The organism is Pseudoalteromonas sp. 2CM39R, assembly GCF_023161845.1.
Genome location: NZ_JALNTM010000006.1, coordinates 298,281 through 318,775, shown reverse-complemented (window position 1 = coordinate 318,775; position 20,495 = coordinate 298,281). Strand labels below are relative to the sequence as shown.

Sequence of the window (20,495 nt, the reverse complement as noted above, 5' to 3'; positions counted from 1 at the left end):
AGGGCTTTGGTTACTCAAACTATCTAGGCTGAACGACAAACTAGATGGAATTGGTATTTAGTTATGTTGGTGTGAACACTCCCTGTAGATGTACAATTAGGCAGTATATAATTTTATATTGTGTACTGTACTGCGGATGCATTTTAAGACTACGTTTATGTTGTTTGTGACTGAGTTTTTTTGAAATTACTATACAAAAGCACTTACTAAGTAACACGTAGTAACCTTTAATTGCATAAATTTTAACCCTAGAAGATAAACTTGCCTATAATAAGGTGCTTTTTTGTTAACCAATGGGTAATTATTTAGTTTAATTGCTCGTTATATGGCTTTTTATCCTAATTGACTTGAAATACCCGACCGATTACTGAGATAATCCCTTTCTTAATTTTGGGGCCAGGTCGTTAGGCGGGGTTTTATTTCAAATTTTAGAGTTCGTTTGTACTAAAAGATATGGCTGAGAAACGTAATATATTTCTAGTTGGCCCCATGGGGGCTGGCAAAAGCACGATTGGTCGTCACATCGCTGACCAATTACACCTTGAATTTGTTGATTCTGATCAAGAAATCGAACGTCGCACGGGCGCAGATATTGCCTGGGTATTCGATCTTGAAGGTGAAGAAGGCTTTAGACTTCGTGAAGAATCTGTTATTGGTGACTTAACCGAGATGCAAGGTATTGTTCTTGCTACTGGTGGTGGCTCAGTAATGAGTAAAGAAGTTCGAAACAAGCTTTCGGCTCGCGGTATTGTTGTATACCTAGAGACACCGATTGAAAAGCAAGTTGCACGTACGCAACGCGACAAGCGTCGCCCATTACTGCAAACAGAAGAAGCACCTCGTGATGTACTTGAGCGCTTAGCAGAAGAGCGTGAACCATTATATAAAGAAGTAGCTGATTTTGTTGTACGCACTGATGAGCAGAGCGCGAAAGTTGTTGCTAACCAAATAATCGAGAAATTGGATTTTTAAAAGCCAGTATTAAAAAGGACTAACCCAGCATGCTTGAATTAACTGTTAATTTAGACGAGCGAAGTTATCCTATTTATATTGGTCAATCTGCACTTCAAGATACAGGCCGTCTAATCCATCATATTGGTGATTGTCGGCCTATCATCATTACTAATGACACTATTGCACCGCTCTATCTTCAGCAGTTGCTTGACTCATTAGCACAGCTAAACCCACTTCATTTTATTATTCCAGATGGCGAGCAATATAAATCGCTTACCTGGTTTGAAAAAATATCAGCATTCTTACTTGAAAATAATTGCGGTCGTGACACCTGCTTAATTGCATTAGGTGGTGGCGTAGTTGGTGACTTAACTGGTTTTGTTGCTGCCTGTTATCAGCGCGGTGTGCCTTTTATCCAAATTCCTACCACGTTATTATCTCAAGTCGATTCTTCAGTTGGTGGCAAAACAGCAGTAAATCACCCGTTAGGTAAAAATATGATAGGGGCTTTTTATCAACCCCAGGCTGTGTTTATAGATACGCGTTCTTTACATACTTTACCTACCCGAGAGTTTGCTGCAGGCATGGCTGAAGTTATTAAATATGGCCTAATTTACGACACTGAGTTGTTTGCTTTTTTAGAGCGAAATATCGCTCAATTACAACAGTTAGATGAAGCCTGTTTACAGCATATTATTTTTAGATGCTGTGAAATTAAAGCGCTTATCGTTGCACAAGATGAGAAAGAGCAAGGCTTGCGTGCGCTGTTAAATTTAGGGCACACGTTTGCCCATGCTATAGAAGCGCAAATGGGCTACGGCGTGTGGTTACATGGTGAAGCTGTGGCAACAGGAATGGTGCTTGCTGCCAAGCTTGCTCATACTCGTAACGACTTAACACAGCAAGATGTAGAGCGTATTACCACATTAATAGCAGCGTATAATTTACCAATCGAAATCCCTAGCGATATGACTAGTGAGCAATTTTTACTGCATATGCGCAAAGATAAAAAGAATAAAAAAGGGACTATCCGATTTATTTTACCCACCAAATTTGGTCAGTGTGCATTAGTTGATGATGTATCTGATGATCAAGTTAGAGCATTGATCGAGCAATAAATGCAGTCACAAATTTTACCAAGCCGTGCGGCTTTGGTGGATAGAATCGCATTACAATTTGAATATGGTCAAAACCTAATTGTTTTATTGGGTACTTCTGGTCTAGGTAAAAGCTATTTGCTTGAAACCTTCATTACTGATAAATATAACGATTTTAATAAAGCATTTGTGCAAGTAAGCGCACAGATGACTGATGTGCAGTTAATGACTCAGTTATTAGAGCAAAGTTTTAATGCCCCTTTAATTGATCACAACCTAAGCTTATCGCAAAACTATTATCAATTAGCGCAACAGCAACAATGTGGGGCGTGTTTGTGGGTTATTGATGGCGGCAGACACTTATCTGAAGAGCTAATCGCGGAGCTTGAGCTACTATCAAAAAATGCACCTAATGTACTTTATATTATGATTGCATCGCAGTCTAAACTACCCTTTAAAGATGCAGTAAATATACATTTAGAGCCATTAAATACAGTTGAAAGTAAGCAGCTTATGGGGTGGTATTTTACGAGCTTACCTTATGATGAAGATCCTGTCTTTCAAACCTTTTTAGTTGAAGCTCAAGGTAACCCGAGTCTGTTGTTAGCCTGGCAGCCAAGCGAGCAGGTTGCTGATATTGTCGTTAAAGATAAGGTGTCTTGGCGCTTACAGCTGCTCACATTATTATTGATAATTATGCTGTTGATTATTGGTCTTGTATACAAAGCCGATATGACCCAGTGGTGGGAAAATGCTAATCGTCAAATTGATGAGCAAGTGCTATCAACCGCTATTACAACTGAGCAAGCTATTAAAAATAAACCACAGCAACTTATACCACCTGTAAGTAGTGAGCCGTCAGCGGCTGTCATTCAAAAGCCCACTCAAGACACCACCAATAATAATGTTCCAGCGATTGTCGAGAGCTTAACGGAATCAACGATTGTTGTTGAGCAGGAAAAGCCGGAATTAAAACCCGTTGAAGAAAAACCGATTACTAAACCTGCACAAACAAAGTCGCAAAACCAAATAGTAAAAATACCCAGTAATTGGTACTTACAACAACCTGAGGATAATTTTGTTATTCAGCTCTTAGCCGTAACTCAGCAGCAGGTAGGTAATGAGTTTATTGCTAAACATAAGCTAAAAAGTATTACTAATACATACCAAACTAAACGAAATGGTAAAATATGGTGGGTAGTAACTACAGGTAGCTTTGCTAACTTAAATGAGGCGAAGCAAGCACTGCAAGGGCTTCCTGCAGGGGTTAGAAAAAATAAACCTTTCTATAAAAAAATTAGTAAAATAAAACAAGAAATTGCACGAGTTGATCAGTAAACTCAGTAACTTTAGTGTAAAATCGCGCAACACCGAATTGAAGTAAAGAGCCAATGCAGCAAAAGAGTAGAGCCTTCCTTAAGTGGGCTGGCGGAAAATACAGCCTCGTTGAAGATATTAACGCGCGACTAAATCAAGCAAGTAAGCATGCAGATACTTTGGTTGAACCTTTTGTTGGTGCGGGCTCAGTGTTTTTAAATAGCAATTTTAAACACTATGTACTTAACGATATTAATGCTGATTTAATCAATTTATATAAAGAGCTCAAGCGTTCGCCTGATGAGTTTATTAGTGATGCCAAAAAGCTTTTTGTTGATTTAAACAACCACTCAGATGCGTATTATGATTATCGCGTGCAGTTTAATCAAAGCAGCGATGTATATGAGCGAGCCATCTTATTTTTATATATGAACCGCCATGGTTATAACGGATTATGCCGCTATAACTTAAAGGGCATTTTTAATGTGCCTTTTGGTAAATATAAAAAGCCTTATTTTCCTGAAAAAGAAATGTACTTTTTTGCTAGCAAAGCGCAACAGGCTACATTTACTTGCCTAGGGTATGATGATGTATTCAAACTGGTGCCTAATAATGCAGTGATCTATTGCGATCCGCCTTATGTGCCATTAAGTAAAACGGCATCCTTTACTTCGTATGCAAAAGGCGGGTTTAATTTGGACGACCAGGCTAATTTAGCGAACTTAGCTGAGCAAGCGGCATTTGAGAATAATACGCCGGTCCTTATTTCAAATCACGATACGGTATGGACACGCAAAATTTACTGCCAAGCTTCTTTGGATAAAATTCAGGTTAAACGCACGATTAGCCCAAAAGGCGGTTCACGAAATAAAGTCGATGAGCTAATGGCTATGTACTTAGCACCGAAGTCACGGTTGCGTAAATAGCCAACACAAATAATACAAAAAGTACCACAGCAATAGCTATTAATGTAATAGGGGAGTGGTGTTTAAAGTCTGTTTGACGTTTATCTTCGGATTGCACACCAAAAAATGCAGCTAGCACACTTTGTAACGCGCTTAAAAAGTGCTGCATTAATTAAAATAATGGTTTGATTGAAGAGGGTTTGTGATTGTCATCAGTACCTGTTAATAACTCTAGGAAGTCTAGATAATGGAACTGTGCACTGCGGCTATCGCCGGTTAACCAAGAAGCCCATGAGGAATCTTCTTCAATTTGAATACAGCGGTTTACGCTATGATTGATAGCGTTAGTTTGCTCTTTATGAAAACAAGTGTTGGCAGAGCTTAATTCTTGCTCCGTATTTGAAGAAAGCGACGCTGCTCCAATAATGACACTTACCGACGTGATTAATAATCCAATTTTAAAAGCACGCATAATATAAACCTAATAATTTAGTTCTTCGCGAAGCATAACAAAAATCGCTTAAATAATACACTTTATTTTTAGTTATATTCACAGCTAATCATACCGCAGAATTTTTTATAAGCATGTTTTATCCTTCTTAGCTCACGCAGCTTAACTGTTGTTATAGTTAAAGACAGTTTGTCATTGGTGTTGCTATCTTAGCGCTATTTTTTAAAGGTGTTACTTGGGTAACATCGTTAATTAAGTTACATTAACGCCATAAATTATTCATTAATGGATTAGCGATGCTCAACTGTGAACAAAAATACTTAATAGCGCCCTCAATATTATCTGCAGATTTTGCACGCCTTGGTGAAGATGTCGACAAAGTGTTAGCTGCAGGAGCTGATGTTGTCCATTTTGATGTAATGGATAACCATTATGTCCCTAACTTAACAATAGGCCCAATGGTGTGTAAAGCACTTCGCGATTATGGGATTAAAGCCCCTATTGATGTTCATTTAATGGTAAAACCGGTAGATAGCTTAATTCCACAATTTGCCGAGGCGGGTGCATCAATTATTACCTTTCATCCAGAAGCCAGTGAGCATATTGACCGTACTTTGCAATTGATAAAAGATCAAGGCTGTCAGGCTGGCTTAGTGTTCAACCCTGCAACAAGTTTAAGTTACCTCGATCACGTGATGGATAAAGTAGATGTGATCTTATTAATGTCAGTAAATCCTGGGTTTGGTGGGCAAAGTTTTATTCCACAAACACTGGAAAAACTGCGAGAGGCAAAGCAACGCATTATTGATTCAGGGCGTGATATTCGTTTAGAAGTTGATGGCGGTATTAAAGTAGATAACATAGCTGCAGCGGCTGAAGCGGGGGCTGACATGTTTGTTGCAGGCTCTGCTATTTTTAATCAGCCTAACTATAAAAGCGTAATTGATGAAATGCGCCAACAATTAGAAAGTATTAAATAATGAAATATGATGCTGCACTATTTGACTTAGACGGCACGCTAGTTGATAGCGTGTATGACTTATATATGGCCTTAAATCTTACGCTAAGTGATTTAGCGTTTCCCATAGTTAGTCAGCGATTAGTTGAAAGCTGGGTAGGTAATGGCATAGAGGTGTTAGTAAAGCGAGCTCTATGCGGTGATATGCAAATTAGTGAGCACCTCGATGAGGCTTTAAGCGAACGAGCTATCAACCTGTTTTATCAACATTACAGTGAGCAGGTTGGTGAATACAGCGTATTATATCAGCATGTTGAAACTGGACTCGCAGCCCTTAGTGGTATGCCCAAAGCACTTATTACCAATAAAGCACGCCGCTTTACTGAACTACTTTTAGATAAACTGGCTATTCGCAGTCATTTTGAAGTAATTGTTTGCGGTGACGACATGGCAAAAAAACCGTCACCTGAGCCACTCTTATTTGCTTGTAATGCATTGAATATTTCGCCAGATAAAGCCATTATGATCGGTGATTCAAAGAGTGACATACTGGCAGCACAAGCTGCTAGTATTGATGTGATAGCCCTTACTTATGGGTATCATCAAGGAGAGCAGCTAGGGGATTATAATCCACAGTACCTATGCGATAACTTCTTAGCTATAATACCGACACTAACGCAGCGTTAAGCATTTCAAATTAAGTAAAAATAAAGGAAAATCATGAGTAAACCAGTAGTATTAAGTGGCATGCAGCCAACCGGTGGTATGACAATAGGCAACTATGTTGGCGCTATTAACCAGTGGGTTAAGCTACAGGAAGAATATGATAGCTACTTTATGCTTGCCGACTTACATGCAATTACTGTACGCCAAGACCCTGAGTTATTACGTGCTCGCGTTTTAGATGGTGTTGCTTTATATACGGCGTGTGGCATTAACCCAGAAAAAGCGGCATTATTTGTTCAATCTCAAGTGCCAGAACATGCACAACTTGGTTGGGTATTAAACTGTTATGCGCAAATGGGTGAGCTTAATCGCATGACCCAGTTTAAAGATAAGTCGGCAACGCATGCAAATAATATTAATGTGGGTTTATTTGCTTATCCAGCTTTGCAAGCAGCTGACATTTTATTATACCAAGCTGATAAAGTACCAGTTGGCGAAGATCAAAAGCAGCACCTAGAGTTAACTCGTGATATTGCGAATCGTTTTAATAATGTATATGGCGACATTTTTACGCTGCCAGAACCTTATATTCCTGAGTTTGGTGCGCGAGTTATGAGCTTGCAAGATCCGCTGAAGAAAATGTCTAAATCTGATGAAAACCCAAATGGTTTTATTATGATGTTAGACGAGCCGAAAAAGATTGAGAAAAAGCTTAAAAAAGCGGTTACCGACTCAGACGAACAAGCACGCATTTATTTTGATCGTAGTGAAAAGCCAGGTGTTTCTAACTTACTTACCTTATTAAGTGTTGCGACTAAGTGTTCAATTGAAGAGCTAGTCCCTGAATACGAAGATAAAATGTATGGTCACTTGAAAAAAGACACCGCAGCAGCTGTTGTCAGCATGATAGAGCCAATTCAGGCTCGTTTTAAAGAAATACGTGAAGACCAAACGTTATTAAATGACATTATGAAAATGGGTGCAGAGAAAGCCAGTGCCCGTGCTGAGAAAACATTAAAAGCAGTTTATGATGCGGTTGGGTTTATTCCACGCCCATAAGCCTGTTTTTTGCAGATACAAAAATGCCGCTAATTTAGCGGCATTTTTTATATTACGCTGATTAACATTAAAAAGCTAAATATAGACAAAAGTAACAATGCTTGCTTGTCTGTTTTATCCATTACTCGGCCTTAGCGATTGTTTTGAAAGTTGTATTGTTAATATCAACTAAAGATACTTGGTAGCCTTTATTTTCAAGTAATGTCAGTAAGCTATCTTCTCCGGCGAGGTGGCCTGCTCCCACAAGTACGAATTCACTTTTATCGTTGTTAAACATTTGTTCCACTTTAACTAACCAGTTATTGTTTCTATCAGTCATTAATTGTTTATAAGTTGCAGGATCATTTTTTTGCATCGGTTCAAGTGCTACTGTGTAGAGCGATTGCGTATCACCTTTACGCCAAGCTGAGAGTAATTTTTTAAACATCACACCGTAATTATCAAACCCAGCTAAATTATTTTTGATAAAGTCATTTTCGCTACCTTCACCCATAGTCTTAAATAACTCTAACTGAAACGCCATAGTCTCTAAGTATTGTTGTTCTTTATTATCTGAGGTCGCTTTTTTAGTAAAGTAAGCGTCAACGCCTTCACCCATTAAATTTTGTTTTTGCAGCTCCATCGACATCAGCACAATACTAACCATTGCAGGACGAAAGTTATCTAATTTAGTTAGGTTTGCACCAAATTCAGCCAGCTTTTTTTCTAATGCGAGCTTTACCTCTGGAGTTAGCTTTTGGCTCAATGTTTCATTATTTTCATAAGATAGTGCGCTCAACATTTTCATTTGTGCTTGTGCATCGCTAGGATCAGGTATTGGTGCTTCTAATACAATCGTATCTGCTTGCTTATAGGCGTGGTTAAACTCCACTGGTAGAGGCATCTCTGACTTAGGTAAAATGTGTACTGTGCCGCCAATAAATAATGAGTCATTTCCTTTACTCACTTGCCACACTGAACTTTGTGCTTGTACAGTCGTTGCTAATAAGCAGCCGCTCAATAATACGGTTGCTGAAAGAACTTTTTTAGTAAATGTATTCATAACACTTCCTTAATGTAATTTTATTTATTATTGATTGGTTAAAATAGTGCTTATATAAGTTGTTAGTGACGACGTTATTTTTGAAAGGTTACTATCAATTTTTGAGTTCATCTTGTTGATGGACGATTCAAAGTCGGTTGCAATTTGGTTCTCTATACTAGTAAATAATGTTTCAGTGTTTACTTCATGCTTGATGAGTGAGTCAGTGTTGGTAGCATAAATTATTTGATTGCTATTGATGACTATTTCACCCGCTGCACATTGATCTGAATTGGTTAGTAGCGTGTTGTTTTTACTTTCTGTAGCGACTGCAGAGGCTGTACTAAATACTGTTGCTAATAAAATTACGGGTAATACTTTTTTAGTTGCGTTATTCATAATGAAACCTTTTTTATGTTTAAAAGTCAGCTTAATTACTATTAAAAAGTCGTGTTTAGTAAGCTGCTTGTTGATGACGTTTTAAAGAATATCGCTAAATTTATCTAGAGTCGCTTATCTAGTTATGAGTGATTTATTTATAAGGTTTTTATTTTTTTTGTTGTTTTAAATTAGAGAGTTAGTCAAAAACCTTATCTGTGAATATAAGGTTTTAAATTAACCTAGCTATATTAAAAAGTGTACCTGTGGTAGGGTTGTTGAAAAATAAAAATATGTAAAACTATGAATTATCAAATCGGACCTTGGCAATTTATTAGTAATCGCTGTGTGATTACTTCAAACAATATGGAAAGGGAATTAGACCCACTTTTAGTAAAGCTATTACTGCACTTTATAAATAAGCCTCAACACATTGTTTCTCGACAAGAGCTTATTGAAAGTGTGTGGCAACAGAGCTTTGTTGATGATAATGCGATTAACCGTGCAATCTCAGAGTTAAGAAAGCAGCTTGCCCACCCAACTGAAAAAGCACCGCTTTTAAAAACTCATTACCGTAAAGGTTACAGTCTAACCGTAATACCAGAGCGTTTAACGCAAACAAGCGTTTTTGAAGAGCCTGCAAACTTTTTGCCTGACTCACCGGATTTTTTTGCCAAAAATGAAGAGGTAGTGACTGCAACTACTTCTCAACCGGTTCAAAGAACGAATAGTAAAAAGTTTTTGATCTATTCTTTAGTCGTCATTATTTGTCTGTGCTTTTTAGTATGGTTAGGGTTGTTTTTTATTAATGCACCTTCTAGCGAAAAGATTAAACAGATCACGGTTAATAAGGTAGCAAGCACGTGGAATATAGGTAGTGAAGTTCACCCTGAATTATCCTCAGATAAACAATATTTAGCTTACACCAATATAGAACCTGAAAATGACGTAATGCATGCATTTGTAAAGCGACTATCTGATCAAAGGGAAGTTGAAATTACCTATCCTGGCTTTCAGGTATCTATTTTATCGTGGCAATTAAATCAGCACTCAGTGTTATTACAAGCTACCAATTTAAAACAACAAAAGTGTGAAATGGTACTCGTTGATCTAAGCCAGTTTCCTGTTATAGGGGAGGCTACCTCTATTAAAAAGTGTGACTTTAGATACACAGGCTATGCGCAAGTAGACGAAAGTGGTGAGCATATTTATTACACCGAATATAAAAATGAGCATGATGGTTCAGGCTTATATAAATTTGATTTAGAACTTAAAAAAGAGTTTATAGTGATCCCACCGCCAGGTGTAATGTACGGCGCGATCATGCCGCGTTTATCTCAATCTGGTAATAAAATAGCGTATATACTTAGTCAAAAGGGTAAGCCTTTTTCTGTATTTAGTTACGACTTTGAAACCCACGAAACCAAGCGCTTATTTAAAGCAAAGAAAAGTATAATTAGCTTCGCGTTTGACTGGCTTGCAGACGATAAAGGCATAATAGTATTTGAAGGAACACAGCTTTCAACCATTATATTTGATGAAAAAAGCACTGTTAAAAATACACTAACAGTAACCCCAAATATAACTCCTTATTATATAGCAGTGCACTCTGCCAATAGTCTTTTTTATTCAGAGAATAAAACCCAATCATACTCGCTAATTAAAGTAACAGACCCTTTTGGCGATACACCTAAATATGAAACGCTCTATAAAAGTGATAAAGACGACTACAACATTATTGAAATAGTTAATAAAGAAGGGCCTGCGCATGTTTTTGTATCTGAGCGTTCTGGCAGCAGTCAATTATGGCTCTCTCAAAATGGTTTTACAAAGCAACTCAGCTTTTTTAATTATGATGATGCCCCTTCGACTTTTGCATTAGGAATGCTCAGAGCTTCTCCCAATAAGCAGCGCATAATGTTCATAAAAAATAAAAGCTTTTTATTTTATGACGTAAACACTCAAAAAATTTATCCATTAGAAGAATTTAATAAACATGAAATAGTAAGCTATATTTGGTCAAAAAATAACGAAAGCATTATTTATATTAAGCGCCTTGGTACAAAAAATATATTGGCAGAGTTTAATTTACTAACTCGTGATACTCATGTAATAGAAGGAATAAAAGCGAATAAACTCATTTCAGATAGTAAAGGTAACGGCTACGTAACCAACGATAATCAGTTAATTCGCTTATCCGATAGGCAAAGCTGGGAATTACCTAAAAATGCCAAAAAGTCAGTTGCATATGGGATCAGTAAAGACTATTTCTATTATTCAGATTCTATTTCAAGAATCGCTAGACTAAATTTACAAGATCAAACCATACAAGATACACACGTGGACTTTCGACCTATTGGTTTTGAGGTAAACGAAAGCAATGAAATATTATTTACGGGATCTAAGTATAAAGATATGCAAATAGTACAAATTAGTTGGGGCGAATAGCGCTATTCATTATGCAGAGAGAGCCAGTGCCCGTGCTGAGAAAACATTAAAAGCAGTTTATGATGCGGTTGGGTTTATTCCGCGCTCATAAGCCTGTGTTTTTATCTGCAAAAATGCCGCTAATTTAGCGGCATTTTATTTTAATGTTTCATAGCTGAAATACCGGCAGATTCACAGGCTCTAACTATAAATTGATAGCCATAAGGCATACTTTGATCAGGCGTTATTTCAACAATTTCGTAATCATTGAGCTCAATTGACTTACTCTCTTTTGACTTTTTACAGCGAGAGTAGCTATCTGCTTCATAACTATAGGCAAACATAGCGATTAAGCGTTTACTGCGCTCAAAGTAGCCTTTAGTATCTAAAAACTGCTTAACTGTCTGGGTATTATCGTCTTCGCCTTCTAAGCGAATACCAAATGTTTTTGTCTGAGTTTTGTCATTGTCTGAAGAGGGAAGTTTTTTTTCTATCTGTTCACTTAACTCTTCTATTGCTTGTTCCTGTTCTGCGGGTGACTTATTTGCAATAGACTTACTATTTTCAAAATTATTTACTATGTCGTTTAATACTTTTTCAGGCGGTTTGTCATCAATGAATGCGATTAAACTTACAAACACCACAGTAGCTAAAAAAAAGCGCGTAAATGCAGTGAGAAGCGGCGAATAGCTTTGACTGATAAATTTAATACGATCAGAGCCAAAGGGTTTTATAAGCAGTAAAACGATGATGTAAAATGGCAAAATAAGCTGTAAGCCGAGTAAGGTTGCTAGGGTTATCCCCAGTGTCCAAGGCGGTAAATATAATAAAGTGGCAAAGTTGTGGGTGTAGTTAAAATGATTAGCTGATACTTGCGTTACTTCATTCACTATACCGCTTGCACCTGCTAGAACAAAGTTAGCAATACTGGCATAAAATACCAAAATAAGTGCTTTGCCAGCGAGTGAATTCCAGAGCTGATTAAACTTGGGCCAAAACTCTACGATTAGTGCAACAATGGTGATGCTGGCGCACAACCAGGTTAACTTAAAAATAGCTAAACTTATAAGTGCAAGAAGGTAAAGCTTTTGCGCGGTGTTAAGGTTAAACCATATGCTTTTTATATGACTCAGCAGTTTAATTTGGTGTGGTTGCCAGCTTTTTTGCTGTTGCTTAAACTGTTTATTAGCACGCCATTTTGCAACTTTTAAATACCTTAACACCGGCTTTCCTCAAAGTGTATTACCGCTATTTATTTAATAGCGGTTTTAAGTAGTGCCCAGTATGTGAGCGCTGACATTCCGCCACTTCTTCTGGTGTGCCTGCAATCAGTATTTCACCGCCGCCAGCACCACCTTCAGGGCCTAAATCAACGATCCAATCGGCAGTTTTTATTACATCTAAATTATGCTCAATTACTACAATGGTATTGCCATGATCGCGTAGGCGATGAAGCACCACTAATAACTGTTCAATATCAGCAAAATGAAGTCCCGTGGTTGGCTCATCAAGAATGTACAAGGTTTTTCCAGTATCACGCTTAGAAAGCTCACGTGCTAACTTAATTCGCTGTGCTTCACCACCAGAAAGTGTTGTAGCGGCTTGGCCTAAACGGATATAAGAGAGTCCAACATCCATTAGGGTTTTAAGTTTACGTGCTATAGCCGGTATTTTATCAAAGTAGTCATGGGCATCTTCAACGGTCATGTCGAGCACTTGGTTGATGTTTTTGCCTTTATATTGTACTTCTAAGGTTTCGCGATTATAACGTTTACCCTTACATACATCACACGGTACATATACGTCTGGTAAAAAGTGCATTTCTACTTTGATAACGCCATCACCTTGGCACGCCTCACAACGCCCACCTTTAACATTAAAGCTAAAGCGACCCACTTTGTAACCGCGTGAACGGGCTTCTTGAGTACCCGCAAACAGCTCACGAATACCAGTGAAAATACCAGTATAAGTGGCAGGGTTTGAACGCGGTGTGCGGCCAATAGGACTTTGGTCAATATCAATTACTTTATCAAAGTGCTCAAGTCCTGCAATTGACCCATAAGGAGCTGCTTCTGCAGTAGTTGCGCCGTTGAGTTCTGTGTGAGCAAGTTTAAATAAGGTATCGTTAATGAGCGTTGATTTACCCGAACCAGATACGCCGGTAATACAGGTCATTAAGCCAAAAGGTATTTTTAAATCAACATTTTTTAAGTTATTACCCGTTGCTCCAAACAGTTCTAACCATTTCTCGTTAGTAGCATGGCGCTCTTTAGGTACTTCTATTTTACGCACGCCCGATAAAAACTGGCCGGTAACCGAGTCTTTGCTTGCTAAAATATCATCGCGTGTACCTTGAGCAATAACATGGCCGCCATGTACGCCAGCACCTGGGCCAATATCAATAATATGATCAGCGGCACGAATGGCGTCTTCATCGTGTTCTACAACAATGACGGTGTTACCCAAATCGCGTAAATGAACTAAAGTTTTTAATAAACGGTCGTTATCACGTTGGTGCAAACCAATTGAAGGTTCATCCAGTACATACATAACACCCACTAACCCAGCACCAATTTGACTCGCTAAGCGAATACGCTGTGCCTCACCGCCTGAAAGTGTGTCGGCGCTGCGCTCAAGTGATAAGTAATTTAGACCTACATTTATTAAGAACGATAGGCGATCGCGAATTTCTTTTAGAATTTTTTCGGCGATTTGGCCTTTTTGCCCAGTTAAATGCAAACCTTCAAAAAAGCTCATCGCCTCACCAATACTCATATGCGTAATGGTTGGCAAGTTAGTTTGACCAATAAATACATTGCGTGCTTCTTGGCGCAAACGTGAGCCTTTACAACTAGGGCAGGCTTGGCTGGTTTGATATTTGGCTAGTTCTTCACGCACTGAGTTTGACTCAGTTTCACGGTAGCGGCGGTTCATATTGTTTAACACGCCTTCAAATACATGATTACGTGTAATTAAATCACCGCGGTCATTACGATAATTAAATGCAATTTTAGTATCACCAGAGCCATCTAAAATAATTTTTTTATGTTCTTTTGCAAGCTCTTGATAAGGAACATCTAAATCAAAATCGTAATGCTGTGCAACTGCTTGCAACATTTGATAATAGTAAAAGCTGCGTTTATCCCAGCCTTTAATTGCACCGCCAGCTAAACTTATTTCAGGGTTATGAACCACGCGATTAGGGTCAAAGTATTGTCTTACGCCTAAACCATCACAGCTTTGACAAGCTCCTGCAGGGTTATTGAACGAAAATAAACGCGGTTCAAGTTCGGTCATCGCATAGCCACAGGTTGGGCAGGCAAAATTTGCTGAAAACAGCATTTCTTCAGCACTGCTATCGTCCATAAAAGCAATGTTGGCAACGCCGCCTGACATTTCTAGTGCCGTTTCGAATGATTCCGCAAGACGTTGTTGCTGGCCGTCTTTGACTTTAAAGCGATCCACCACGACTTCAATAGTATGCTTTTTATGTAAATCTAGCGGTGGTGGATCGGATAAGTCGCATACTTCACCATCTATACGAGCGCGAATGTAACCTTGACTGGCAAGCTGTTCTAATAGTTTTACATGCTCACCTTTACGGTCTTTAACAACAGGAGCAAGTAGCATTAACTTAGTGCCTTCAGGCAGCGCTAATGCGGTATCGACCATTTGACTAATTGTTTGCGCTGCTAAAGGAAGATCATGAGTTGGACAGCGAGGTTCGCCAACCCGTGCAAACATTAAACGCAGGTAATCGTAGATTTCAGTAATGGTTCCCACGGTTGAACGGGGATTATGCGAGGTTGATTTTTGTTCAATGGAAATAGCAGGGGAAAGGCCTTCAATATGATCTACGTCAGGTTTTTCCATTAATGACAAAAACTGCCTTGCATAAGCAGAGAGTGATTCAACATACCGGCGTTGCCCTTCTGCATATAGCGTATCAAATGCAAGTGATGACTTTCCTGAACCAGATAAGCCAGTGATAACAATTAGTTTATCACGTGGGATGGTTAGGCTGATGTCTTTTAAATTGTGCGTGCGGGCGCCTCGGACTTCAATGTTTTCCATGCTATCTCGTTTATTGCCAAAATTATTTGTTCAGTATCGCATAATACGCTGCAATATTAATCCTTGATCATTGAAAAAATCCTTAGTTATAGACGATTAATTATTGCCAAGCTTGTGATAGAATCCTTGCCTAATTTTTTCACACAGTAAGATCACGCAAATAATGACCGCATCTTCACTTAATTCACGAGAGAAACGCGCCGCCGTATCGTTAGCGAGTGTGTTTGCATTTAGAATGCTCGGCTTGTTTATGCTGATGCCTGTTTTAGCTATTTATGGTCAATCGCTTGAAGGCTTTTCACCTATATGGATAGGTTTTGCAATTGGTGCGTATGGTTTAACGCAGGCCGTATTACAAATCCCAATGGGAAGACTATCCGATAAAATTGGCCGTAAAAAAGTGATTGTAGGTGGTTTACTTGTATTTGCTTTAGGCTCAGTGATTGCTGCTTTGGCCGAGTCTATACAAATGGTGACGGTAGGACGTGCCTTACAAGGTATGGGTGCTATCGCCAGCGCACTATTAGCGTTTGCATCAGACTTAAGCCGTGACGAACAACGACCAAAAGTCATGGCAGTGATTGGTATGAGCATAGGTATGAGCTTCGCCTTCGCTATGCTACTTGGGCCAATTGTGGCAGCTTCATGGGGTATAGCCGGAGTGTTTTGGTTAACTGCTATACTGGCTGTATTAGGAATTTTTATTGTCACTATGCTGGTGCCTAGTGCAATAAATAAAGCCCCTAAAGGCGATACACTTGCCAGCTTTAGTGACATTAAAAAGCTAATTAAACATCCGCAGCTTGCGCGTCTAAATGCAGGTGTATTATTGCTGCATTTAACATTGACGACTATTTTTGTAGTATTGCCAAGTCAACTAATTAAAGATGGACTTGTGGCTGAAAACCATTGGCAGCTTTATATCCCGGTTTTATTTTTAGCGTTTTTTTTGATGGTGCCAGTAATGATAGTGGCAATTAAAAAAGAGAAAGAAAAACAAGCCTTTATTGGTTCAGTGATGGTCTTAATAGTCAGTATGTTAAGTATGTCGATATGGGCCAATAGCGTTGTTGGCATTGCGGTTTGTATGCTGTTATATTTTGTTGCTTTTAACTTTTTAGAAGCCACTATGCCGGCTCTTGTGTCTCGTATTGCGCCTGCAAGCCAAAAGGGCTCCGCTATGGGTGGGTATTCATCTAGCCAGTTCTTAGGTGCTTTTTTAGGCGGTATGTTGGGTGGGTATGTAGCACAAACCACCAGTACGCAAGCTGTGTTTGCGGCGGCGGCACTTGTTGGGGTAATATGGCTTATTATTGCGTGGAAAATGCAAGTCCCACCGAAAAGCAAAGTTATTAGTTTAATGACCCAATTAGATTCTGAAGAGCAGGCACAAACACTAGCTTCTCAGTTAGTTGCTTTACCCGGCGTAATAGAAGCAACCGTAGTTCGCGATGAAAGTCGAAGCTACTTAAAGATTAATGATAAAGAATTTGACCTAGACCAAGCCCGAAGAGTGGCTGGTTTAATCTAACGTTTATAGGAGATGGTTCCATGGCACGCGGTGTGAACAAAGTAATTTTGGTTGGTAATTTAGGGCAAGATCCTGAAGTTCGTTACATGCCTAATGGTAATGGTGTAGCAAATATTACCTTAGCAACTTCAGACAGCTATAAAGATAAAAACACTGGCCAAATGGTTGATAAAACTGAGTGGCACCGTGTGGTATTTTTTGGCAAATTAGCTGAAATTGTAGGCGAATACTGCCGCAAGGGTTCACAAATTTACGTAGAAGGTAAGCTTCAAACTCGTAAATGGACTGACCAACAGGGCCAAGAAAAATACACCACAGAAATTGTTGTTGATGGTTTTACAGGTCAAATGCAAATGTTAGGTGCACGCGGTGGCGACCAACAAAGCGGTGGCTATCAAGGTAACCAAGGTGGTCAACAAAGTGGCGGTTATCAAGGTAACCAAGGCGGACAGCAAAGCGGTAGCTATGGTCAAAATAACCAAGGCCAGAATAGTCAGCAAGGCAGTTATGCTCCACAGCAACAATCTGCACCTGCCCAGCAGCCGGCTCCACAACAAAATAACCAGTACCAACCACAGCAACAAGGTGGCTTTGCACCTCAGCAAAATAATACACCACAACAGCAAGGCGGGTTTGCTCCTAAGCCGCAAAATGCACCGCAAGGTGGCGCATCAAACCCTATGGAACCAACAATCGACTTTGATGACGATATTCCGTTCTAACTTCCAACTTTTTAGTTTAGAAAGTTTTAAAAAAAAGCCCTGAGTAATCAGGGCTTTTTTATTGAGACTAGTTACCATACCTTTCGCTTATCTTTATATGAGTGAATAACTCTCATTAGAAATTTATACATTGTTTTAAGGTTTACAAAGCATAGCAACGTCAATCTGTTTAATTTGTAACAAACCTCCCACCTGTGCCAATAAGGTGCAGCGATTACTTATGACTAAATATAATGTTTATAAACATTAAGTATTAATAATAAAACAGCTACTAAACTTTTACGGTTGGCTTGTGCAATTGCAAATAGTAGACAACACTTTAATAACTTATTTAATGAGCGGGTAAGTTATGAAAGCCAGTCAGTCTCAGTTTACCAATTACGCTAGTGCCTTATTTTACGCTCTGTGTTTTATGCTATTTGTTATTTTTAATAGTGGTTTAAATTTAGTTTTACAATATCAAAATAAGCAAACAGGTATAGAACTCGCTAAGCAATTACAGCAGCCACTAGTGAATAAGCAACAACTTTTAACAAATACACCTTTTACCCTAGCTCCAGATAAAGTTTCTGTTTATGTTAAGCAGCAAAAGCAATACTTCAGCTCTAATTCAAAAGGGGTTTTGTTATATTCATGGCCTCTTTGGTATGCCTACAGTGACCTATTTATAATAATGAATGTGTTTATTTTGGTCATAATTTTTGCTGTTAGGCGCGCTATATTACTCAAAACGAGAGTAAATAACTCAATGGTATTAAAGCGTAACCAAAGCGATAGCTATAAAAAAGTGTGTTATACGCCTAAAACAATGCCTTCACTATCGGTATTAAAGACAGCAGCCAAGGAGCAGAAAACAATTGGCTATAATATATTTGCACTCATTCAATGCGAATGTCATTTTGATATAAATACGGACTTACAAGCGACTCTTAAAGTATTACTAGCAAAAGATTTTACCAATACGGCTGTAATATCCGTTAAGTTATTAACAGCGGGTAATTTTGCTTTTACTCTCAAAGGGGTTAGTGCGATTGAGAAAGCAAATTGTGCTAAACATTTACATCAATGCATGCTTAACGCAGCCTATATTTTAGCCCCTAGAGTGGCTGACGAGAGTATAAAGTTAGGTGTGTGTACTTACTACTCGAATGCTGATCAGGTGATGGTGTATCAGCTTGCCAAATCGTCACTCACACTATCAATGCAAAGTAGAGTGAAGCATTATCATCAATTGGCACTCAATTGCAGTCACCTTAAGGTGGCTGATGAAAACTTGGTCAAGCAGGGAATTGAAAAGCAAAAATTAGCGATTTTATTTCAACCTGTATACGAGTTGGATAGTGGCATTATTATTAAACATCATGTTTTAATTAAAAGTAGCGATAAGGCAAATAAACAACTATTTAATCAAGATTATATAAGTCAGTTTTACAATGAGGATGAGGCGCTATTACTAGACCAAGCAGTTGTTATGCAAGTTAAAAAACTGCTGTTAATAGAAAAGTCACCGTCTGTTATTAGTATTAAATTGCATCCTAAAAGTTGGTTTAATAGTGAGTTTTGGGGTTGGCTAAGTAAACATATGAGTGAATTGAAAAGCGTGCATACGTTACAGTTTTTGATAAATGAGGCTGATTTCTTAAATAACCAAGATCGATTGCAGGCTGCTTTTTCGGCCATAACAGCGCTCAACTTTAATATCGTTATAGATGAGGTCAGAAGTAGTAAAAGTATATTTAACTTCACCCATAATAAGCAAATAGTGGGGCTTAATTTGGCCTATGAACTTGTTCATGGAATAGATCATAATTATTTCCAGCAAAAATCTGTCAGGGGAATTGTGCATATTGGCAAATTATTGAGTCTGCCAGTGGTGGCCTCAAGTGTAGAAACGTATCAGGAACTGCAATTTTTAAAAGCGATAGGTGTTAGTACTGCACAAGGGGGGTATTTTTCTGGATTATTACCCGACTTCACTCAAGTTGCATTTCATTAGCTAATTAAACAAGTCCACGATATTTTAGCCCGTCTAAACCTTGCAGCCCACCTGTATGAATTGCAATAATTTTGCTGCCAGAGGGAAAGTAGTCGTTGTTAATGAGCTGCCAAAGTGCATACATCATTTTACCGCTGTAAATAGGCTCAAGTGGTAACTGATATTGTTGCAACATATATTGGCAAAACTGCCACAGTTCAGAGGTAAAACGACCATAACCGCCATCATGAAATTGTGTAAGTAATTGCCAATTACTTTGTGATTTAGCTCTAGGGCTAAGGGCTCGTATTTCGTCTCTCAGGTAGTCGGCTTGCTTTAAAACGGCAATACCTAGTAGGGTGCTTTTATTTGAGCTGCCCTCTATTAAGCCCGCCAATGTTCCACCACTGCCAGTAGGACAGATTAAGTAGTCGTGCTCAGGTAAACTTTGGGCGAGTTCTTTACATCCCTCTAAAGCAAACTCGTTAGTGCCTCCTTCAGGCAGAATATACGCATTGGGAAATCGAGCCTGTAATGCCGATAAGTATGCTTTATCATTTCGTTGTCGGTATTCTAATCGATTAACTACATGTAATTGCATGCCACATTGCTTTGCAAATTTTAACGTTGGATTATTGAGGTCAAGTTCAGGTCCGCGCACAATTGCGTGAGTTACTAGGTTAAATTCTTTTCCTGCGGCTGCACACGCGTGAATATGATTCGAAAAAGCGCCACCAAAGGTCAGTAACTCTGTTTTGCCTTGTTGTTGCATGCGAGCTAAATTGTATTTGAGCTTACGCCATTTATTACCACTAATAACAGGGTGCAATAAATCATCACGCTTAATGTTTAACGTAATGTTTTTTTCTGCTAGCAATTTGTTACTAATTGGTTGTAAATAACTATGTTCATTAATATTGAATGGTATTGGCATTATCACTCTTTTTTATTAGTTACATG

General features: G+C 38.6%; 18 protein-coding genes. 11 read left to right on the top strand and 7 right to left on the bottom strand.

All coding sequences use genetic code 11. From position 1 onward, the window contains the following. Positions 1-453 precede the first annotated feature (453 nt). The 4 genes from aroK to MTF66_RS16005 are packed head-to-tail and all read left to right on the top strand — an operon-like array spanning position 454 to position 4,294. Positions 454-972, top strand: coding sequence for a shikimate kinase AroK (gene aroK, locus MTF66_RS16020; protein WP_008466255.1), 519 nt, complete (start codon positions 454-456; stop codon positions 970-972). Between the two features lie 29 nt (positions 973-1,001). Then, on the top strand, positions 1,002-2,072 hold the full coding sequence (gene aroB / locus MTF66_RS16015) for a 3-dehydroquinate synthase (protein ID WP_075170537.1): 1,071 nt from the start codon (positions 1,002-1,004) through the stop codon (positions 2,070-2,072). After that, positions 2,073-3,389: an AAA family ATPase gene (locus tag MTF66_RS16010; protein WP_010390438.1), complete on the top strand. Its 1,317-nt coding sequence runs from the start codon at positions 2,073-2,075 to the stop codon at positions 3,387-3,389. 53 nt (positions 3,390-3,442) lie between these two features. Beyond that, positions 3,443-4,294 (top strand): Dam family site-specific DNA-(adenine-N6)-methyltransferase, encoded by an 852-nt coding sequence (locus tag MTF66_RS16005; protein ID WP_248527648.1) that lies wholly within the window; start codon positions 3,443-3,445, stop codon positions 4,292-4,294. Here the strand turns inward: MTF66_RS16005 and MTF66_RS16000 are convergent. Further along, positions 4,257-4,442 carry a DUF2970 domain-containing protein gene (locus tag MTF66_RS16000; RefSeq protein WP_041709648.1) on the bottom strand — a complete coding sequence of 62 codons (186 nt, stop codon included), beginning with the start codon at positions 4,440-4,442 and terminating at the stop codon, positions 4,257-4,259. The two genes, MTF66_RS16005 and MTF66_RS16000, sit on opposite strands and share 38 nt — an antisense overlap. Positions 4,443-4,445: 3 nt before the next feature. Then, entirely contained in the window at positions 4,446-4,745 is a 300-nt protein-coding gene (locus MTF66_RS15995) for a hypothetical protein (protein WP_010390444.1), read from the bottom strand. Positions 4,746-5,020: 275 nt separating this feature from the next. Between MTF66_RS15995 and rpe the strand changes: the two genes are divergently transcribed. The 3 genes from rpe to trpS are packed head-to-tail and all read left to right on the top strand — an operon-like array spanning position 5,021 to position 7,407. Beyond that, positions 5,021-5,704: a ribulose-phosphate 3-epimerase gene (rpe, locus tag MTF66_RS15990; protein ID WP_010390446.1), complete on the top strand. Its 684-nt coding sequence runs from the start codon at positions 5,021-5,023 to the stop codon at positions 5,702-5,704. Continuing rightward, on the top strand, positions 5,704-6,369 hold the full coding sequence (locus tag MTF66_RS15985; protein WP_075170534.1) for an HAD-IA family hydrolase: 666 nt from the start codon (positions 5,704-5,706) through the stop codon (positions 6,367-6,369). The genes rpe and MTF66_RS15985 overlap by 1 nt, the downstream gene beginning before the upstream one ends. A 33-nt stretch (positions 6,370-6,402) precedes the next feature. Next, complete coding sequence (gene trpS / locus MTF66_RS15980; protein WP_248527647.1) at positions 6,403-7,407, top strand: tryptophan--tRNA ligase; 1,005 nt, start codon at positions 6,403-6,405, stop codon at positions 7,405-7,407. A gap of 121 nt (positions 7,408-7,528) precedes the next feature. Here trpS and MTF66_RS15975 read toward each other — a convergent pair whose 3' ends face one another. Continuing rightward, a complete protein-coding gene (locus tag MTF66_RS15975) occupies positions 7,529-8,449 on the bottom strand; it encodes a TraB/GumN family protein (RefSeq protein ID WP_054202538.1) in 921 nt (306 codons plus the stop codon). Between the two features lie 27 nt (positions 8,450-8,476). Beyond that, the gene (locus MTF66_RS15970) at positions 8,477-8,827 is read right to left on the bottom strand and encodes a hypothetical protein (protein ID WP_010390454.1); all 351 of its coding nucleotides are present in this window, start codon (positions 8,825-8,827) and stop codon (positions 8,477-8,479) included. A gap of 282 nt (positions 8,828-9,109) precedes the next feature. Between MTF66_RS15970 and MTF66_RS15965 the strand changes: the two genes are divergently transcribed. After that, the gene (locus MTF66_RS15965; protein ID WP_010390455.1) at positions 9,110-11,254 is read left to right on the top strand and encodes a transcriptional regulator; all 2,145 of its coding nucleotides are present in this window, start codon (positions 9,110-9,112) and stop codon (positions 11,252-11,254) included. Positions 11,255-11,394: 140 nt separating this feature from the next. Here the strand turns inward: MTF66_RS15965 and MTF66_RS15960 are convergent, their stop codons facing one another. After that, positions 11,395-12,456, bottom strand: a complete 1,062-nt coding sequence (locus MTF66_RS15960) for a hypothetical protein (RefSeq protein WP_010390456.1) — start codon at positions 12,454-12,456, stop codon at positions 11,395-11,397. A 25-nt stretch (positions 12,457-12,481) separates the two neighbouring features. Continuing rightward, positions 12,482-15,307: an excinuclease ABC subunit UvrA gene (gene uvrA, locus MTF66_RS15955; protein ID WP_010390457.1), complete on the bottom strand. Its 2,826-nt coding sequence runs from the start codon at positions 15,305-15,307 to the stop codon at positions 12,482-12,484. A 163-nt stretch (positions 15,308-15,470) separates the two neighbouring features. Between uvrA and MTF66_RS15950 the strand changes: the two genes are divergently transcribed. From MTF66_RS15950 to MTF66_RS15940, 3 genes are all read left to right on the top strand, one after another. Then, entirely contained in the window at positions 15,471-16,838 is a 1,368-nt protein-coding gene (locus MTF66_RS15950; protein WP_138569792.1) for an MFS transporter, read from the top strand. A 20-nt stretch (positions 16,839-16,858) separates the two neighbouring features. After that, complete coding sequence (gene ssb / locus MTF66_RS15945; RefSeq protein WP_248527646.1) at positions 16,859-17,560, top strand: single-stranded DNA-binding protein; 702 nt, start codon at positions 16,859-16,861, stop codon at positions 17,558-17,560. Between the two features lie 511 nt (positions 17,561-18,071). Continuing rightward, positions 18,072-19,556, top strand: a complete 1,485-nt coding sequence (locus MTF66_RS15940) for an EAL domain-containing protein (protein WP_248527645.1) — start codon at positions 18,072-18,074, stop codon at positions 19,554-19,556. A 4-nt stretch (positions 19,557-19,560) separates the two neighbouring features. Here the strand turns inward: MTF66_RS15940 and MTF66_RS15935 are convergent, their stop codons facing one another. After that, on the bottom strand, positions 19,561-20,469 hold the full coding sequence (locus MTF66_RS15935) for a 1-aminocyclopropane-1-carboxylate deaminase/D-cysteine desulfhydrase (RefSeq protein WP_055012253.1): 909 nt from the start codon (positions 20,467-20,469) through the stop codon (positions 19,561-19,563). Between the last annotated feature and the right edge of the window lie 26 nt (positions 20,470-20,495).

What these genes read in the sequence shown, in the direction of transcription:
- aroK (WP_008466255.1), top strand. Translation starts at nt 454, where the DNA reads ATGGCTGAGAAACGTAATATATTTCTAGTTGGCCCCATGGGGGCTGGC.
- aroB (WP_075170537.1), top strand. Translation starts at nt 1,002, where the DNA reads ATGCTTGAATTAACTGTTAATTTAGACGAGCGAAGTTATCCTATTTAT.
- MTF66_RS16010 (WP_010390438.1), top strand. Translation starts at nt 2,073, where the DNA reads ATGCAGTCACAAATTTTACCAAGCCGTGCGGCTTTGGTGGATAGAATC.
- MTF66_RS16005 (WP_248527648.1), top strand. Translation starts at nt 3,443, where the DNA reads ATGCAGCAAAAGAGTAGAGCCTTCCTTAAGTGGGCTGGCGGAAAATAC.
- MTF66_RS16000 (WP_041709648.1), bottom strand. Translation starts at nt 4,442, where the DNA reads ATGCAGCACTTTTTAAGCGCGTTACAAAGTGTGCTAGCTGCATTTTTT.
- MTF66_RS15995 (WP_010390444.1), bottom strand. Translation starts at nt 4,745, where the DNA reads ATGCGTGCTTTTAAAATTGGATTATTAATCACGTCGGTAAGTGTCATT.
- rpe (WP_010390446.1), top strand. Translation starts at nt 5,021, where the DNA reads ATGCTCAACTGTGAACAAAAATACTTAATAGCGCCCTCAATATTATCT.
- MTF66_RS15985 (WP_075170534.1), top strand. Translation starts at nt 5,704, where the DNA reads ATGAAATATGATGCTGCACTATTTGACTTAGACGGCACGCTAGTTGAT.
- trpS (WP_248527647.1), top strand. Translation starts at nt 6,403, where the DNA reads ATGAGTAAACCAGTAGTATTAAGTGGCATGCAGCCAACCGGTGGTATG.
- MTF66_RS15975 (WP_054202538.1), bottom strand. Translation starts at nt 8,449, where the DNA reads ATGAATACATTTACTAAAAAAGTTCTTTCAGCAACCGTATTATTGAGC.
- MTF66_RS15970 (WP_010390454.1), bottom strand. Translation starts at nt 8,827, where the DNA reads ATGAATAACGCAACTAAAAAAGTATTACCCGTAATTTTATTAGCAACA.
- MTF66_RS15965 (WP_010390455.1), top strand. Translation starts at nt 9,110, where the DNA reads ATGAATTATCAAATCGGACCTTGGCAATTTATTAGTAATCGCTGTGTG.
- uvrA (WP_010390457.1), bottom strand. Translation starts at nt 15,307, where the DNA reads ATGGAAAACATTGAAGTCCGAGGCGCCCGCACGCACAATTTAAAAGAC.
- MTF66_RS15950 (WP_138569792.1), top strand. Translation starts at nt 15,471, where the DNA reads ATGACCGCATCTTCACTTAATTCACGAGAGAAACGCGCCGCCGTATCG.
- ssb (WP_248527646.1), top strand. Translation starts at nt 16,859, where the DNA reads ATGGCACGCGGTGTGAACAAAGTAATTTTGGTTGGTAATTTAGGGCAA.
- MTF66_RS15935 (WP_055012253.1), bottom strand. Translation starts at nt 20,469, where the DNA reads ATGCCAATACCATTCAATATTAATGAACATAGTTATTTACAACCAATT.